The 17,332-nt window shown below is 63.3% G+C and carries 14 protein-coding genes; 10 read left to right on the top strand and 4 right to left on the bottom strand.

The genetic code is table 11. The annotated features are described in order from the left end of the window. Window positions 1–21: 21 nt before the first annotated feature. Window positions 22–1,455: a metallophosphoesterase family protein gene (locus IAE37_RS15585; RefSeq protein WP_201174984.1), complete on the bottom strand. Its 1,434-nt coding sequence runs from the start codon at window positions 1,453–1,455 to the stop codon at window positions 22–24. 281 nt (window positions 1,456–1,736) lie between these two features. On the opposite strand from IAE37_RS15585, the gene IAE37_RS15580 reads away from it, so the two are divergent. The 6 genes from IAE37_RS15580 (at window position 1,737) to etfB (ending at window position 9,540) form a co-directional block, all read left to right on the top strand. Next, window positions 1,737–2,714, top strand: a complete 978-nt coding sequence (locus IAE37_RS15580) for a dipeptidase (protein ID WP_016497618.1) — start codon at window positions 1,737–1,739, stop codon at window positions 2,712–2,714. A gap of 76 nt (window positions 2,715–2,790) precedes the next feature. Next, the gene (locus IAE37_RS15575) at window positions 2,791–3,321 is read left to right on the top strand and encodes a DUF5943 domain-containing protein (protein ID WP_008091518.1); all 531 of its coding nucleotides are present in this window, start codon (window positions 2,791–2,793) and stop codon (window positions 3,319–3,321) included. Window positions 3,322–3,336: 15 nt separating this feature from the next. After that, on the top strand, window positions 3,337–5,397 hold the full coding sequence (gene dgcA / locus IAE37_RS15570; protein WP_201174983.1) for a dimethylglycine demethylation protein DgcA: 2,061 nt from the start codon (window positions 3,337–3,339) through the stop codon (window positions 5,395–5,397). A 177-nt stretch (window positions 5,398–5,574) separates the two neighbouring features. After that, a complete protein-coding gene (gene dgcB / locus IAE37_RS15565; RefSeq protein WP_201174982.1) occupies window positions 5,575–7,527 on the top strand; it encodes a dimethylglycine demethylation protein DgcB in 1,953 nt (650 codons plus the stop codon). Continuing rightward, on the top strand, window positions 7,527–8,759 hold the full coding sequence (gene etfA / locus IAE37_RS15560; RefSeq protein ID WP_201174981.1) for an electron transfer flavoprotein subunit alpha: 1,233 nt from the start codon (window positions 7,527–7,529) through the stop codon (window positions 8,757–8,759). The genes dgcB and etfA overlap by 1 nt, the downstream gene beginning before the upstream one ends. Before the next feature lie 10 nt (window positions 8,760–8,769). Beyond that, complete coding sequence (etfB, locus tag IAE37_RS15555; protein ID WP_201174980.1) at window positions 8,770–9,540, top strand: electron transfer flavoprotein subunit beta; 771 nt, start codon at window positions 8,770–8,772, stop codon at window positions 9,538–9,540. Between the two features lie 704 nt (window positions 9,541–10,244). Here the strand turns inward: etfB and gbcA are convergent. Beyond that, entirely contained in the window at window positions 10,245–11,537 is a 1,293-nt protein-coding gene (gene gbcA / locus IAE37_RS15550; protein ID WP_201174979.1) for a glycine-betaine demethylase subunit GbcA, read from the bottom strand. A 294-nt stretch (window positions 11,538–11,831) separates the two neighbouring features. Between gbcA and gbcB the strand changes: the two genes are divergently transcribed. Next, the gene (gene gbcB, locus IAE37_RS15545; protein ID WP_201174977.1) at window positions 11,832–12,932 is read left to right on the top strand and encodes a glycine-betaine demethylase subunit GbcB; all 1,101 of its coding nucleotides are present in this window, start codon (window positions 11,832–11,834) and stop codon (window positions 12,930–12,932) included. A 213-nt stretch (window positions 12,933–13,145) separates the two neighbouring features. Further along, complete coding sequence (locus tag IAE37_RS15540) at window positions 13,146–13,601, top strand: REP-associated tyrosine transposase (protein ID WP_201174976.1); 456 nt, start codon at window positions 13,146–13,148, stop codon at window positions 13,599–13,601. 117 nt (window positions 13,602–13,718) lie between these two features. Here IAE37_RS15540 and IAE37_RS15535 read toward each other — a convergent pair whose 3' ends face one another. Then, window positions 13,719–15,344, bottom strand: a complete 1,626-nt coding sequence (locus tag IAE37_RS15535) for a methyl-accepting chemotaxis protein (RefSeq protein ID WP_201174975.1) — start codon at window positions 15,342–15,344, stop codon at window positions 13,719–13,721. 280 nt (window positions 15,345–15,624) lie between these two features. Here IAE37_RS15535 and IAE37_RS15530 point away from each other — a divergent pair, with 280 nt between their 5' ends. Both IAE37_RS15530 and IAE37_RS15525 read left to right on the top strand, forming a co-directional pair. After that, complete coding sequence (locus IAE37_RS15530; RefSeq protein ID WP_201174974.1) at window positions 15,625–15,855, top strand: hypothetical protein; 231 nt, start codon at window positions 15,625–15,627, stop codon at window positions 15,853–15,855. Next, the gene (locus IAE37_RS15525) at window positions 15,852–16,154 is read left to right on the top strand and encodes a cell division protein ZapA (RefSeq protein ID WP_201174973.1); all 303 of its coding nucleotides are present in this window, start codon (window positions 15,852–15,854) and stop codon (window positions 16,152–16,154) included. Before IAE37_RS15530 ends, IAE37_RS15525 begins: the two co-directional genes overlap by 4 nt. A 37-nt stretch (window positions 16,155–16,191) precedes the next feature. Here the strand turns inward: IAE37_RS15525 and IAE37_RS15520 are convergent, their stop codons facing one another. Then, window positions 16,192–17,232, bottom strand: coding sequence for a threonine aldolase family protein (locus IAE37_RS15520; RefSeq protein ID WP_201174972.1), 1,041 nt, complete (start codon window positions 17,230–17,232; stop codon window positions 16,192–16,194). Between the last annotated feature and the right edge of the window lie 100 nt (window positions 17,233–17,332).

Below are 17,332 nucleotides of genomic sequence, written 5' to 3'. Positions count from 1 at the left end.
ATCCAGCGGCCAGTGGCGGTGTCAGGGCTTTGAATACACCAGCCTGTCGACATGACCATTCATTGGGTAGCCCTTGGTCGTGCGCTGCATGCCTGGTGGTAATTGCGGTTGCAGATCGAAGTTGGCCGTTTCGAACGCGCGGGTCAGGCTGCCACTGAAACAACGATTACGCGAGCCATCGGCCTTTTCGAAGCACAAGCGCTGGCCGGCAGGGAGTGGCGAAACCTTGGCGGATTTGGGGTGGAAGGAGCACGCCCCCTGGGTTCTCAGATTCACGCTTTGCGGGCTCTTGAGGGTGACCTCGCAACGCGAGCCGGTGAATTTGGCCTTGGCGTACAGCGTGACCTTTACCGGCGAATCGGGCTTGCGTTGGAGGTTGACCACTCGTGTTGCAGGCGGGGTGCGACCCAGTGCCACCGGTACCACGTGCATCTTGTAGGTCGACCAATCGAACGTCACGCGCAGGTAGCTTTCGGCCAACATCGCGCCCGTCTGGAACACCGGCACCTTGCCAATGCTACTCACAGCGCCTAACTGGTTATGCAGGTGGCCGGCGAATACCGCCACGACATTATGCTGTTCGAGCAACTTGCGGAACCGATCGTTGCGTACTGTGTTGTCCTGCCATCCGCTGCGCTTGTGCAGATTGACGATGACGTACTGCCCTCGCTCGCTGGCGGCTTTCAGGTCGCGCTCCAGCCAGTCCATCGCCGAGGTGATGGAGAAGCGTGCCTTCCTGTTGTGCGCGAATCCACCCCCGGTCTCGAAGTGGCGGGTATAGGTGGGGTCGAGGTGCAATTGCACGACACGCACGCGCCCGACATCCACCGAGTAGGCGAACGAACCGCGATGGGTCCTCTTCGAATTGTCCCAGCGGTAGTCGAAAGAGGCCGGAGAGAGGGTTTTCACCCACATGAGCATGTCGCACACCGAGTCTCGTGCGCAGCCATTGTTGGTGCAGTCGCCGACGTTCTGGTCGTAATCGTGGTTGCCCATGCCGGGCAGCATCAGCGGGCCGGGGTGGCTGGCGTTGGCTTGCTTCATCTTGCGCTGCATCGCCTTGCGTTCGTTGCCGTGGCCAAAGTCTGTCAGGTCGCCATTGATGATCAACGGCACGTAATAGGATGCCTGGCGATCCTTGCGTATCTGCTCGGTGATCCGATCGATGTTGGCATTCCATCGGGTGGTGCTGACTGCTTCCTTATAAGGACTGTGCTGCGTCATGGCGCGAAATGCCTGTGGGTCCGACGCGAGGATGAGTTTTTGCTGATTGTTGGGGTAGTCGGCAATGTCTTGCCAGCCAGGGCGGATGTAGTTTTTGAAGCTCTCGGTGGAGGTCGCTTCGCAGCCTACATGTTGTGCTTGAGCTTGCGGGGTGCTCAACAGACCGGCGGCGAATGCCAAGCCCAGCAGCCAGGGCATGACGTTTACGCGTGATGAATCGTGGTGAACCATGATGACGCTCCATTTACGGGGTAGGAGCCGTCACCTTAGAGTCCGCCCTTGCGCCTGGTAACTCGTACATCTCTTAGCGGGAATGGCTTCCCCGGGGACTGCCATCGAGGCCTTGGCCGGTGGATTCGGCAGGGCCAACCGCGGCGCTTGCGCGCGTTTGACGCTTTCGGCAAACCCCCTGTCGTTTTTGCATCGGGGCGCCTCGGGGCACAGGCATATGCTGGCCCCAAAGCGCCGGCAGAAGATTCGGCGCGGCCCAAATCAAAAAAGGGGACAGCCTGATGAGCCCAGCCGAACTCCACGCCGACAGCATCGTCATCGACGGCCTGATCATTGCCAAATGGAACCGCGAGCTGTTCGAGGACATGCGCAAGGGCGGGCTGACTGCGGCCAACTGCACGGTGTCGGTCTGGGAGGGCTTCAAGGCCACCGTCGACCAGATCGCCGCCAGCCAGAAGCTGATCCGCGACAACAGCGACCTGGTGATGCCGGTACGCACCACCGCCGACATCCGCAAGGCCAAGGAGCTGGGCAAGACCGGCATCCTCTTCGGCTTCCAGAATGCCCACGCCTTCGAGGATCAGATCGCCTACGTCGATGTGTTCAAGCAGCTGGGCGTGGGCATCGTGCAGATGTGCTACAACACCCAGAACCTGGTTGGCACCGGCTGCTACGAGCGCGATGGCGGGTTGTCGGGCTTCGGTCGCGAGATCGTCGCCGAAATGAACCGCGTCGGCATCATGTGCGACCTGTCCCACGTTGGCTCCAAGACTTCGGAAGAGGTCATCCTCGAGTCGAAGAAGCCGGTGTGCTACTCGCACTGCCTGCCTTCGGGCCTCAAGGAGCACCCGCGCAACAAGTCGGACGAAGAGCTGAAGTTCATCGCCGACCATGGCGGCTTCGTCGGCGTGACCATGTTCGCGCCGTTCCTGGCCAAGGGCATCGACTCGACCATCGACGACTACGCCGAGGCCATCGAGTACACCATGAACATCGTCGGTGAAGACGCCATCGGCATCGGCACCGACTTCACCCAGGGCCACGGCCAGGACTTCTTCGAGTACCTGACCCACGACAAGGGCTACGCCCGTCGCCTGACCAACTTCGGCAAGATCATCAACCCGCTGGGCATTCGCACCGTGGGCGAATTTCCCAACCTCACCGAGACCTTGCTCAAGCGCGGCCACTCCGAACGCGTGGTGCGCAAGATCATGGGCGAGAACTGGGTCAACGTCCTCAAGGACGTCTGGGGCGAGTAAGCCGCTCTCCAAGCCTGAAGCCCCTGCCAGCAACGCCGGGGCATCCAAACAAAAATTTTTATGGAGTTGAGTTTCCATGGCCAAGATCGCCCCGCAATTGCCAATCGAAGTCGACAGCGAGACCGGTGTCTGGACCAGCGACGCCCTGCCGATGCTGTATGTACCGCGGCATTTCTTCGTCAACAACCATATCGGCATCGAAGAAGTCCTGGGCGCCGACGCCTACGCCGAGATCCTCTACAAGGCCGGTTACAAGTCCGCCTGGCACTGGTGCGAGAAGGAAGCCGAATGCCATGGCCTGGAAGGCGTGGCGGTGTTCGAGCACTACATGAAGCGCCTGAGCCAGCGTGGCTGGGGTCTGTTCGAGATCCAGGACATCGACCTGGATAAAGGCACCTGCAGCGTCAAGCTCAAGCACTCCGCGTTCGTGTACGTCTATGGCAAGTGCGGGCGCAAGGTCGACTACATGTTCACCGGCTGGTTCGCCGGCGCCATGGACCAGATTCTCGCTGCCCGCGGCAGCAAGATCCGCACCGTGGCCGAACAGGTCTATGGCGGGTCGGAAGAAGGCCACGAAGATGGCCTGTTCGTTACGAAGCCGTTGTAAGCCGGAGATAGCGTCATGGCATTCGAAGCAATGTTCCAGCCGATCCAGATCGGCAAACTGACCATCCGCAACCGTGTACTCAGCACCGCGCACGCCGAGGTCTATGCCACTGACGGCGGCATGACCACCGACCGCTACGTGAAGTATTACGAAGAGAAGGCCAAGGGCGGCATCGGCCTGGCGATCTGCGGCGGCTCGTCTGTCGTGGCCATCGACAGCCCGCAGGAGTGGTGGGCCTCGGTCAACCTGTCGACCGACCGCATCATCCCGCATTTCCAGAACCTGGCTGACGCCATGCACAAGCACGGCGCCAAGATCATGATCCAGATTACCCACATGGGCCGCCGCTCGCGCTGGGACGGCTTCAACTGGCCGACCCTGATGTCGCCGTCGGGCATCCGTGAGCCGGTGCACCGCGCCACCTGCAAGACCATCGAGGTGGAAGAGATCTGGCGCGTGATCGGCAACTACGCGCAGGCTGCGCGGCGTGCCAAGGAAGGCGGCCTGGACGGCGTCGAGCTGTCGGCCGTGCACCAGCACATGATCGACCAGTTCTGGAGCCCACGGGTCAACAAGCGTACCGACGAATGGGGCGGCACCTTCGAAGGCCGCATGAAGTTCGGCCTGGAAGTGCTAAAGGCCGTGCGCGCCGAAGTCGGCGACGACTTCTGCGTGGGCATGCGTATCTGTGGCGACGAGTTCCACCCCGATGGCCTCAGCCACGAGGACATGAAGCAGATCGCCGCGTACTACGACGCCACCGGCATGCTCGACTTCATCGGTGTGGTCGGCTCGGGTTGCGACACCCACAACACCCTGGCCAACGTCATCCCCAACATGAGCTACCCGCCGGAGCCGTTCCTGCACCTGGCCGCCGGCATCAAGGAAGTGGTCAAGGTCCCGGTGCTGCACGCGCAGAACATCAAGGACCCGAACCAGGCCACGCGCATTCTGGAAGGCGGCTATGTGGACATGGTCGGCATGACCCGTGCGCACATGGCCGACCCGCACCTGATCGCCAAGATCAAGATGGGCCAGATCGACCAGATCAAGCAGTGCGTCGGTGCCAACTACTGCATCGACCGCCAGTATCAGGGCCTGGATGTGCTGTGTATCCAGAACGCCGCCACCTCCCGTGAATACATGGGTGTGCCGCACATCATCGAGAAGACCACCGGCGTCAAGCGCAAGGTGGTGGTGGTTGGCGCAGGCCCGGCCGGTATGGAAGCGGCCCGTGTGGCTGCCGAACGCGGCCACGACGTGACCCTGTTCGAGAAGAAGGACCAGATCGGCGGGCAGATCACCATTGCCGCCAAAGCCCCGCAGCGTGACCAGATTGCCGGTATCACCCGCTGGTACCAGCTGGAGCTGGCGCGCCTGAAGGTCGACCTGCGCCTGGGCACCGCTGCCGATGTGGCGACCATCCAGGACCTGCGCCCGGACATCATCGTGCTGGCGGTGGGCGGCCATTCGTTCCTCGAACAGAACGAGCACTGGGGCGCCGCCGAAGGCCTGGTGGTCAGCAGCTGGGACGTGCTCGACGGCAAGGTGGCGCCGGGCAAGAACGTGCTGGTGTACGACACCATCTGCGAATTCACCGGCATGTCGGTGGCCGATTTCATCGCCGACAAGGGCAGCCAGGTCGAGATCGTCACCGACGACATCAAACCGGGCGTGGCCATGGGCGGTACGACCTTCCCGACCTACTACCGCAGCATGTACCCGAAAGAAGTGATCATGACCGGCGACATGATGCTGGAAAAGGTCTATCGCGAGGGTGACAAGCTGGTGGCGGTGCTGGAGAACGAATACACCGGGGCCAAGGAAGAACGCGTGGTCGACCAGGTGGTGGTGGAGAACGGCGTGCGTCCTGACGAGCAGCTGTACTACGCGCTGAAGGAAGGCTCGCGCAACAAGGGCCAGATCGACGTGGAGGCGCTGTTCGCCATCAAGCCACAGCCGATCCTCAGCCAGCCGGGCGACGGTTATCTGCTTTACCGCATCGGCGACTGCGTGGCCCAGCGCAACGTGCATGCGGCGATCTACGACGCCCTGCGCCTGTGCAAGGACTTCTGATCGCTCCGCCTCTCTAGAGGCGGGATTGGCCCCCTGTAGGAGCGGGTTTACCCGCGAATGCGTCAGCACTGACAACGCCGTTGCCTGATCGGGCGCATTCGCGGGTAAGCCCGCTCCTACAGGGTCCGCGCCGCCCTTGGGCGTGGCGCAAGAATCCAGCTGTTGTGGGAGCCTCCCATGTTGAACACCCTTCTACCCATCCTGCTGTTCGCTGCCCTTGGCCTGGCAGTGCTCGGCGCCCTGCGCCGGGTGCGCATGTGGCGGCGTGGCCGGCCAAGCAAGGTCGACCTGATCGGCGGCCTGCTGGCCATGCCGCGGCGCTATCTGGTCGACCTGCACCATGTGGTCGAGCGCGACAAGTACATGTCCAAGACCCACGTGGCCACCGCAGGCGGCTTCGTGCTGTCGGCCGCGCTGGCGATCCTGGTGCATGGCTTCGGGCTGCAGAGCAAGATCCTCGGCTACGCCCTGCTGGTGGCCACGGTGATCATGTTCAGTGGCGCCATCTTCGTCTTCAAGCGCCGCCTGAACCCACCTTCGCGCCTGTCCAAGGGCCCATGGATGCGCCTGCCGAAAAGCCTGCTGGTTTTCGCCGCGAGCTTCTTCATCGCCACCTTGCCGGTCGCCGGCATCCTGCCGGCCAATACCGGTGGCTGGGTGATGGTCGGTGTGCTTGGCCTGGGCGTGCTGTGGGGCGTGTCCGAGCTGTTCTTCGGCATGACCTGGGGCGGGCCGATGAAGCACGCCTTCGCCGGTGCCCTGCACCTGGCCTGGCATCGCCGCGCCGAACGTTTCGGCGGCGGCCGCTCCACCGGCCTCAAGCCGCTGGACCTGGAAGACCCGAACGCGCCGCTGGGCGTGGAAAAACCGGTGGATTTCACCTGGAACCAACTGCTCGGCTTCGATGCCTGCGTGCAGTGCGGCAAATGTGAAGCCATGTGCCCGGCGTTCGCCGCTGGCCAGCCGCTGAACCCGAAGAAACTCATCCAGGACATGGTCATCGGCTTGGCCGGTGGCACCGACGCGCAGTTCGCCGGCAGCCCATACCCTGGCAAGCCGATCGGCGAGCACGGCGGTCACCCGCACCAGCCGATCGTCAATGGCCTGGTCGATGCCGAAACGCTGTGGTCGTGCACCACATGCCGCGCCTGCGTCGAGGAGTGCCCGATGATGATCGAGCACGTCGATGCCATCGTCGACATGCGCCGTCACCTGACCCTGGAAAAGGGCGCGACCCCGAACAAGGGCGCCGAGGTGCTGGACAACCTGATCGCCACCGACAACCCAGGCGGCTTCGCTCCCGGCGGGCGGATGAACTGGGCGGCCGACCTCAACCTGAAACTGCTGGCGGAGGTGAAAACCACCGAGGTGCTGTTCTGGGTCGGCGATGGTGCCTTCGACATGCGCAACCAGCGCACCCTGCGCGCGTTCGTCAAAGTGCTCAAGGCCTCCGGCGTGGACTTCGCCGTGCTCGGCCTGGAAGAGCGCGACAGCGGCGACGTGGCGCGTCGGCTGGGTGACGAAGCGACCTTCCAGCAGTTGGCCAGGCGCAACATCCAGACCCTGGGCAAGTACAGCTTCCAGCGCATCGTCACCTGCGACCCGCACAGCTTCCATGTGCTCAAGAACGAGTACGGCGCCCTGGGCGGCGACTATCAGGTGCAACACCACAGCACCTACATCGCCGAACTGATCGCGGCCAACAAGCTCAACCTCGGCCAGCACAAGGGCGGCAGCGTCACCTACCACGACCCATGCTACCTGGGCCGCTACAACGGTGAATATGAAGCCCCGCGCGATGTGCTCAAGGCGCTGGGCATCGAAGTGCGCGAGATGCAGCGCTCGGGCTTCCGTTCCCGTTGCTGCGGCGGTGGTGGCGGTGCGCCGATCACCGACATCCCGGGCAAGCAGCGCATTCCCGACATGCGCATGGACGACATCCGCGAGACCGAGGCCGAGCTGGTGGCGGTGGGCTGCCCACAGTGCACCGCGATGCTCGAAGGCGTGGTCGAACCGCGCCCGCAGATCAAGGACCTCGCCGAGCTGGTCGCCGATGTACTGATCGAAGAAGACACCCCTGCGGCCGCAAAGTCGCAACCGGCTAAACGTGAACCTGCGGAGGTGCACTGATGAGCGACATCATCCGCCGCGACCCACGCGCCGAGTGGATCGCCCGTAACCGCCTGCATCCGCTGCATGCGGCCATGCAGACGCAACAGACTCGCTGGATGGGCCCCCACGGCCTCATCCGCAAGAACCCCCATGCCATCGCGGCAGGCTTCATCGGCCCGGCCGGGATCAAGCGTATCGACCGCAGCGGGGCCCAGCAGGGCACCGCTGTCGGCGGGCGGCGCAGCGCGGCGGCCGAGGTGCAGTTGCCGCTGCACCAGGTGCCGATGCCTGCGTTCTACATCGCCGTGGTACCGGACATGGTCGGTGGCCGCCTCGGCAGCCACGACCGCGACCTGCTCGGCCTGGCCCACAGCCTGGCCGGTAACGATGGTGCGGTGCTGGCGGTGGTGTTCGGCGAACACAAGGAAAGCCACTTTTCCACAGCCGGCGTCGATCGCTTGCTGGTCCTCGACGGCGAGCAATACCAGGGTTATGCACCGGAGCAACTGGTGCAGGGCCTGCGCGCTGTGGATAACCAGTTCGCTCCCCGTCACTGGTTGTTGCCCGACAGCCGCACCGGTGGCGGCGAACTCGGCCGGCGCCTGGGCGCGGCGCTGGGCGAGCGGCCGGCCACGCGTGTCTGGCAGGTCAAGGATGGGCAGTGCATCGGCCGCGCTGGCGCGGGCCAGCAAGACCTGCAACGTGCCGTGCCACGGCTGATCCTGGGCGCGGCGGAGTGCGCCGAACCGGTCAGCGAAACTCGCCACGAAGCCTTGCCGGTGGAGTTGTCCACAAGCGTCGCACGCAGCCTGTCGCGCATCGAAGACCTTGGCTCGGTGGCGGTGGATCCGGCCACCATCGCCATGGCCGAGGCCGAGTTCATCGTCTCTGGCGGCAACGGTGTCAAGGACTGGGACCTGTACCACCAGGCCACTGCGGCGCTCGGCGCCACCGAGGGCGCTTCGCGGGTGGCGGTGGACGACGGCTTCATGCCGCGCAACCGCCAGGTGGGTGCCACCGGTACCTGGGTCACCGCGCGGGTCTACGTGGCGGTGGGCATCTCCGGGGCGATCCAGCACCTGCAAGGCATCGGTGCCTGCGACAAGGTGGTGGCGATCAACATGGACCCTGGCTGCGACATGATCAAACGGGCCGACCTGTCGGTGATTGGCGATAGTTCGGCAATTCTCCAGGCGCTGATCGAGGCTGTGGAAAACTTCCGCAGTGGCGGCCAGCGCGACGCGGCATAAGGGCATGAGCATGAGTACGAAAGTCATCAGCCTGGTTTCCATCGGTGCCCACCCCAGTTCCGGTCGCGCGCGTCGCGCCGAACAGGATGCCCGAGCCGTGGAGCTGGGCTTGCAGCTGGCTGGGGATAACTTGCAGGTGGTACACGCCGGCGATCCGCGTGAGGAGGCGCTGCGCGCGTACCTGGGCATGGGCCTCGATCACCTGGATGTGCTGGAGCAGCCGGCGGGCGCCGATGTGCTCGGCGTGCTCGGCGACTACCTGCGCGATGCCGGGGCCCAGTTGGTGCTGGCTGGCAGCCAGGCGGAAACCGGTGAGGGGTCGGGTATGTTGCCGTTCCTGCTGGCGGAAAGGCTGGGCTGGCCGTTGATCGTGGGCCTCGCCGAGGTGGAGTCGATCGACAACGGCACGGCGCAGGTACTGCAGGCCCTTCCGCGTGGTCAGCGGCGGCGGCTGAAGGTGCGCCTGCCGCTCCTGGCGACTGTGGATAACGCCGCGCCCAAGCCGCGCCAGAGCGCCTTTGGGCCTGCCCGGCGGGGTGTGCTGGCAGCACGCGACGTGGCCATCGTCGACGATGAACTGCTGGCCGAGGCCGAGCTGCAACCGGCGCGACCACGACCCAAGCGGCTCAAGGTGATCAAGGCCAAGAGCGGCGCCGACCGGATGAAGGCTGCCACGGCCAAGGCCAGTGGTGGGGGTGGCAAGGTGCTGAAGGACGTTTCTCCACAGGAAGGCGCGGAGGCGATTCTCAGGCTGCTGGTGGAGGAGGGCGTGTTGCGCTGAATCCCACGGCCCTATCGCCGGCCGGTCGGCGATAGGGTCTGGGCGGTCATCTGTGTATAACTCCCCTGCACAAGCCTTCTGAACCCCTTCCACAGCCACAAATCCACAGACCTCCTTCTTTCCCGACTTTTGCCCACTGAATCTGTTTGCCAAGGTGTGGATAAAGTGTTCGCTCATCTCCCGAGCCCTCGTATCATGAGGCCTGTAAGCCTTTGATCGAAAAACGACCAGTTCGAACGGTGGTCCTTGCACAGCGTGGGCACGGATACGTCGCCAGGTTTCCCACAATCGCTGTTGGTCGCTCTGTGGATAATATGTTCGACGAATTCTGCAGGCCTTTATTCGCGCGGCTTTCAAGATATTGATCAATAAATGATCGATTGCGTGTGAGAATGCCTTTATCCCGTGGATACAGGGAGTTGAATCGCTTATCCACAGCGGAAAAAGGTGCCTGTCGCACACTGCTCACAAAATCTGTTGGTTCATCTGTGGACAAGGTGTTCGATAGAGGCTGCAGGCCAGGTAGATCGTGGCTTTCGTAGATTTGATCAAAAAACGTACAGGGGCCGGACACGAAGGTTGTTTGCGTACGTTCGGGGATAGTGCTCACAACCTGTGGAAAACCTGTTGGCAGGCTCTGGATTGCAATGTAAAACGCCACGGCTGAAGCATCAGCCGTGGCGTTGTTGTGCCGCTGCGGGGGGTTATTGCGCGGTCACTTCCTTGAGATAAGGCGCAGGCTCGGCACCGAGGTTCTCCAGCACGCGCTGGCTGTACCAGTCGATGAAGTTGACCACGCCGAACTCGTAGGTCTTCGAGTAGGGGCCTGGCTGGTAGGCGGTGGAGTTGATCCCGCGCTGGTTCTCTTCGGCCAGGCGACGGTCCTGGTCGTTGGTGGCGTCCCACACCTTGCGCATGTGCTCGGGGTTGTAGTCCACGCCTTCGACCGCATCCTTGTGCACCAGCCACTTGGTGGTGACCATGGTTTCCTGGGCGCTGATCGGCCACACGGTGAAGACGATCATGTGGTCGCCCATGCAGTGGTTCCACGAGTGCGGCAGGTGCAGGATGCGCATCGAGCCCAGGTCCGGGTTCTTGATGCGGCCCATCAGCTTCTGGCAGGCCTGCTTGCCGTCCATGGTCATCGACACGGTGCCCTTGAGCAGCGGCATGCGCACGATGCGGTTACGCAGGCCGTGGCTCTTGTGCAGGTACGGGATCTTCTCGGCTTCCCAGGCGGCGGCGGAAGCGGCCACATGGTCCTTGAAGGCCTGGTCGGCGCGTGGGTCGTTGGTGTCGTCCCACTCCAGCAGGGTCTGCAGCAATTCTGGGTGTGAACCGGAGCAGTGGTAGCACTCGCGGTTGTTTTCCAGCACCAGCTTCCAGTTGGCCTTTTCCATCAAGGTGGTCTGTACCGCCACCTTGGTGTTTTCCATGTCGTACGGTTCCATGTAGTGGTCCAGGGTGGCCAGGAACTCGTCGATTGCCGGTGGGTTTTCCGCCAGGCTGATGAAGATGTAGCCACCGGCGACCTTCACGTTCACCGGCTTCAGGCCGTACTCCTTCATGTCGAAGTCGGCGCCCATTTCGGTGCCGGCGAACAGCAGGCGACCATCCAGCTCGTAGGTCCACTGGTGGTAGTGGCAGACCAGCTTGGCCACCTTGCCCTTTTCGCTCACGCACAGGCGCGAGCCACGGTGGCGGCAGACGTTGTGGAAGGCATGCACCTTACCCTCGGCGCCGCGCACCACGATGATCGGGTTCTTGCCGATCTGCAGGGTGATGTAGTTGCCCTTGGCCGGAATCTCGCAGGTCATGCCGGCGATCAGCCATTCCTTGTGGAAGATCTCCTGCATGTCGATCTGGAACAGACGCTCGTCGGTGTAGAAAGGCTGGGGCAGCGAGTAGGTGCGCTCGCGGGTCTGCAGCATCTCGGCGGTGGCCTTGCGTGCAGGTTCCAGTGGATCGCCCAGGCTCAGGGTTGCGGTGACGTCCATCGTGTATTCCTCGGGGCCGTGTGCGGCCGGCAAAAGGTGGCTAATCGTTGTTGTGGTGCCGCAAGGCTGTTGCGAACGAACAGCAGGTTGTTTTGCGGTGGAGTGTGCGTCCGAAGACGCCGTGAACCGTATCCATGGGCGACATGGCCGATTTGAATTACGACGCGCCAGCCCTTGTAGCGCGGGGCTGGTCGCGATAAGCACGCCGATGTCGCTGGCAGGAATGTGTGCCGCCCTCGGCTTGCGCATTATCGGAGCCATAAAAAGGGCCATAGTCGGCCGCTGGAGAAGAACATGTCCGATACCTTCCTCAATCCGGTCAGCACCCAGACCTGGGCCAACGGCCGCCACATCGTGCGCTGCGTCAAGGTCATCCAGGAGACCTGGGACGTGCGCACCTTCTGCTTCATGGCCGACCAGCCGATCATGTTCTTCTTCAAGCCAGGGCAGTTCGTCACCCTGGAGCTGGAGATCGAAGGCAAGCCGGTGATGCGTTCCTACACCATCTCCAGCTCACCGTCGGTGCCGTACAGCTTTTCCATCACGGTGAAGCGGGTGCCGGGCGGGCAGGTCTCGAACTTCCTCCACGACACCATGCACGAAGGCGCCGAGCTGCCAGTGCACGGGCCGGTGGGGCTGTTCAACGCCATCGATTTCCCGGCCGGCAAGGTGCTCTACCTTTCGGGCGGCGTCGGCATCACCCCGGTGATGTCCATGGCCCGCTGGTTCTACGACACCAATGCCAATGTCGACATGGTGTTCGTGCACAGCGCTCGTTCGCCCAAGGACATCATCTACCACCGCGAGCTGGAGCAGATGGCCTCGCGCATCCCCAACTTCAGCCTGCACATCATTTGCGAGAAGCACGGTCTGGGCGAGCCCTGGGCGGGTTACCGCGGCTATCTGAACCAGCGATTGATGGAGCTGATCGCCCCGGACTACATGGAGCGCACCATCTTCTGCTGCGGCCCGACCCCGTACATGACGGCGGTCAAGCGTATGCTCGAGGCGGTCGGCTTCGACATGCAGAACTACCACGAGGAATCGTTCGGCGCGACGCCGGCGGAAGCCAAGGCCGATGCGGTAGAGCATGCCGAGCAGGCCGCCGACGCGCCGGAAGTGGACGTGTCCGACCTCAACCTGGTGGAGTTCATCGGCAGCGAGAAGAGCATTCGCGTGGCCCCGGGCGAAACCGTGCACGCAGCGGCGGCGAAAGTCGGCCTGATGATTCCCAAAGCCTGCGGCATGGGCATCTGCGGCACCTGCAAGGTGCTCAAGCTGGGCGGCGAAGTGGAGATGGAGCACAACGGCGGGATTACCGAGGAAGACGAGGCCGAGGGCTACATCCTGTCGTGCTGCAGTGTGCCGAAGGGGGATGTGCGGATCGATTATTGATCCGCACATGACCTGGGGCTGCTTTGCAGCCTATTCGCGGGGCAAGCCCGCTCCCCCAGGTTTTCCACTGTCCTCAGGTTGAGTGGGGTACTGTGGGAGCGGGCTTGCCCCGCGAAGAGGCCGGCACTGCCTCCAACATCCAGCAACCATTCTCCATCTCGCACCGCCACGCGCTGACCTAGTGTTTCCCTGAATCTTTGAAGGGAGTAACACATGGACCGTGCTCAATCCCACCTGCTGCGCCGCGGCCGCTTCTCTCAGCCAGGCGGGCTATACCTATTGACCACAGTTACCCAAGAGCGCAAACGAATCTTCACCCACCTCCAACTCGCCCGCAGCGTTATCCACGAACTAAGGCAAACCGAGCTCGATGGACTTTGCCGGTCCTTGGCTTGGGTGGTCATGCCTGACCATGTGCATTGGCTGATCGAGTTACGAAGCGGGACATTATGTGGCCTGATGCGCAGATTCAAGTCACGCAGCAGTCATGCGCTTTATCGACGCGGCATGCCGCGCCGGAGGGTATGGCAGCCGGGCTATCAGGACCGTGCCTTGCGCTGTGAGGAGAATGTCCGGCATGTGGCCAGGTACATCGTTGCCAATCCCATAAGAGCTGGATTGGTTCGCCGTGCTGGCGATTATCCACATTGGGATGCTGTGTGGATTTGATGGCCTCTTCGCGGGGCAAGCCCGCTCCCACAAGTACCTCGCTGGACCTGAGGGTGTTGGAGTACTTGTGGGAGCGGGCTTGCCCCGCGAATGGGCCGCGAAGCGGCCCCAGCCATGTCAGGTACGGAACCTCGCCACCAACCCGTTCAGATCCACCGCCAGGCGCGACAGCTCGGCGCTCGCCGCACTGGTCTGGTGCGCCCCGGTCGCGCTCTGCACCGACAGGTCGTTGATGTTCACCAGGTTGCGGTCCACTTCCCGCGCCACCTGGGCCTGTTCCTCTGCCGCGCTGGCGATCACCAGGTTGCGTTCGTTGATCTGCGCCACCGCGCCAGCGATGGTATCCAGTGCCAGGCCCGCGCCCTTGGCGATGTTCAGCGTCGACTCGGCGCGCTCGGTGCTGGTACGCATCGACTCCACCGCCTCTTCGGTACCGCCCTGGATGCTGCCGATCATGCGCTCGATTTCGCTGGTCGACTGTTGGGTGCGGTGGGCCAGCGCACGCACCTCGTCGGCCACCACGGCAAAGCCACGGCCCGCCTCGCCGGCACGCGCCGCTTCGATCGCGGCGTTGAGCGCCAGCAGGTTGGTCTGGTCGGCCAGGCCACGGATCACGTCCAGCACCTTGCCGATGTCACGCGATTGCTCGGCCAGGTGGGTGATGAGCTTGGCGGTGGCCTGCACGTCGCCGCTCATGCGCTCGATGGCGCCCACGGTTTCCATGACCAGGTCACGGCCGTCGCCGGCCGAACGGCTGGCATCGCTGGATGCTTCCGACGTGCTCACGGCATTGCGCGCCACTTCTTCCACGGCGCTGGTCATCTCGGTGACCGCGGTGGCAGCCTGCTCGATCTCGTTGTTCTGCTGCTGCAGGCCCCGGGCGCTTTCGTCGGTGACCGCGTTGAGCTCCTCGGCAGCCGAGGCCAGCTGGGTGGCGGAGCCAGAGATCAGGTGCAGGGTTTCGCGTAGCTTGTCCTGCATGCGGGCCATGGCGCGCAGCAGGCGTGCGGCTTCGTCGGTGCCGTCGGCATCGATGTTGTGGGTCAGGTCGCCATCGGCGATCTGTTCGGCGGCCTTGAGCGCGTCGTCGATCGGCTTGACGATGCTGCGGGTCAGCAGGAAGGCGCAGAGGAAGGTCAGCACGGTGGCGGCCACCAGCAGGCCGATGACCAGGGCGAAGGCGGCGCCGTACTGGCTGGCGGCGGTGGCGTTGGTCTGGCGGCTCTGCTCGGTGTTGATGCGCACCAGGTTGTCCATGACCTGGTTGATCTGCTCGGAGTTGGCCTGCACCTCGGTGTTGATCAAGGCGCGCAGCTCTTCGGTCTTGTCGGCCTGGCTGAGGCTGCGCATGCGCGATTCGAGCTGGCGATACTGGTTGAGCAACTGCACGTACTGCTCATAGGCGGCCCGCTCGTCGGCGGCGGCGATCAGCGGCTCGTAGGTGCGGCGGGCGTTGTCGATCTGGCCATTGCGCTGCTCCAGCAGGTTGAGGATCTCTTGCTGGTTCTGCGCCTCGCGGTTGAGCAGCAGGCGGAACGACAGGGTGCGCAGGCGCAGGTTCAGCGCGGTCAGTTCGTCGAGGGCCTTGATGCTGGGTACGCTGATTTTCTCGATGGTGACGCCGGCCTGTCGAATGCTGCCCATTTGCATGAGCGAAAAGATACCGAGGCCGAGCATCAGCACGCCGATCAAGGCGAACCCGAGCAGCGCGCGTGGGGCGATATTCATGTTGCGTAAGGACATGGAAAGGATCCAGGCAAGGAGTAGAGGGGGGCGCGGTCAGTACGACGAAATATGACTCACCCTCGCTATCGGTCGTGACCGAGTGGCCTTGAGGCGGACTGAAAAAAATAGAAGGGTGCTCTCTAAATACTCGACCGACGGTTGACCCAGGCCGGAACAAGGTGCCCCTCAGCCTGTCAATCTGCGCAGGGCTTTTGCCTTGTTAATCCAGTATTTAATGGCGAGGGTTCGCGCTTTTCTTTATCGTGTGCGCCCTTTGCAACAACCCGAGATCTGCCCCATGTTGGAAGCCTCCCTGAATCAACTCGAGCAACTGGTCAGCGACCTGCTGCACAAGAATGCTCAACTCACCGAGCAGAACACCGCCCTTGGCCAGGAACTGGCCCAGGCCAAGGAAGAAAACGAGACCCTGCAGCTGTCGCTGATGGAGCAGGAAGAGAAGCACGGTGCCACTGCCGCGCGCATCCAGGCGCTGGTCGAGCGTGCCAGTGCCGGCGTCGTCGGCGCATGAGACTGCAAGCGCAGCCGATCAATGTCGTGTCGATCCTGGGCAGCGACTATTCGATCAAGGCGCCCGAAGGCCAGGAAGAAACCCTGGCGCAGGCAGTGCGGATGCTCAACACCGCCCTGGCCGAGACCAAGCGTTCATACCCGACCTTGATCGGCGACAAGCTGCTGGTGCTGGCGGCCCTGAACCTGTGTTCGAAACAGGTGGAGCTGCAGAAGGAACACCAGCAGACGCTGGAGCGGACCCAGGCGCAGATCGACGCCACGGTGGACGCCATCGTCAAGACCATCGCCGAATCCTGATTGGCTGCGGGGAGGGCGAAGCCCTCCCGGCTATCTGTCAGGCACCGAGAATGCCGCGGATATCCGCCGCCAGCTCGCGTACCCGCGCCTCCTCGGTATCCCACGAGCACATGAACCGCGCACCGCCGCTGCCGATGAAGGTATAGAAGCGCCAACCCTTGCCGCGCAACGCGTCCAAGGCAGCTTCCGGCATCTGCAGGAACACCCCGTTGGCCTCCACCGGGAACATCAGCTCGACAGCAGGCAAATCCGCCACCAGTGATGCCAGCAACTGCGCGCAGCGGTTGGCATGCGCGGCATGGCGCAACCACGCGCCGCCTTCCAGCAAGCCGACCCAAGGCGCCGACAGGAAGCGCATCTTCGACGCCAGTTGCCCCGCCTGCTTGCAGCGGTAGTCGAAGTCCTCGGCCAGCTGGCGATTGAAGAACAGGATCGCCTCGCCCACCGCCATGCCGTTCTTGGTGCCGCCAAAGCACAACACATCGACCCCCGACTTCCAGCTCAGCTCGGCCGGGGTGCAGCCAAGAAACGAGCAGGCGTTGCTGAAACGCGCACCGTCCATGTGCAGGTTCAGCCCCAGGTCCTTGCAGGTGGCGCTGATCGCCTTGAGCTCGTCGGGGCGATACGCCGTGCCTACCTCGGTGGCCTGGGTCAAGGTCACCACTCGCGGCTTGGGGTAATGGATGTCCTGGCGCTTGAGCGCCACCTCGCGAATCGACTGGGGCGTCAGCTTGCCGTTGACGCTGGCGGCGGTGAGCAGCTTTGAGCCGTTGGAGAAGAACTCCGGCGCGCCGCATTCGTCGGTCTCGACGTGGGCGGTCTCGGAGCAGATCACGCTGTGGTAGCTCTGGCACAGCGAGGCCAGGGCCAGAGAGTTGGCGGCGGTGCCGTTGAAGGCGAAGAACACCTCGCAGTCGGTTTCGAACAAATGGCGGAAGTACTCGGCGGCGCGCTCGGTCCACTGGTCGTCGCCATAGGCGCGCTCGTGGCCGTGATTGGCCTTTTCCATGGCCGCCCAGGCTTCGGGGCAGATGCCGGAATAGTTGTCGCTGGCGAATTGTTGGTTGTTGTCGGTCATCACAGCGGTCCTTTTCGTGGCGCAGAAAGGCACTCTAAACCATTGATTCACAGGTTGTCAGTGGCGGCCCTTTCGCGGGTAAACCCGCTCCTACAGGGCT

Origin of the sequence: Pseudomonas sp. S31 (assembly GCF_016648105.1) — a bacterium.
Taxonomy (GTDB): domain Bacteria; phylum Pseudomonadota; class Gammaproteobacteria; order Pseudomonadales; family Pseudomonadaceae; genus Aquipseudomonas.
The sequence above is the reverse complement of the archived record's forward strand: the minus strand, read 5'-3'. Positions and strand labels throughout refer to the sequence as shown.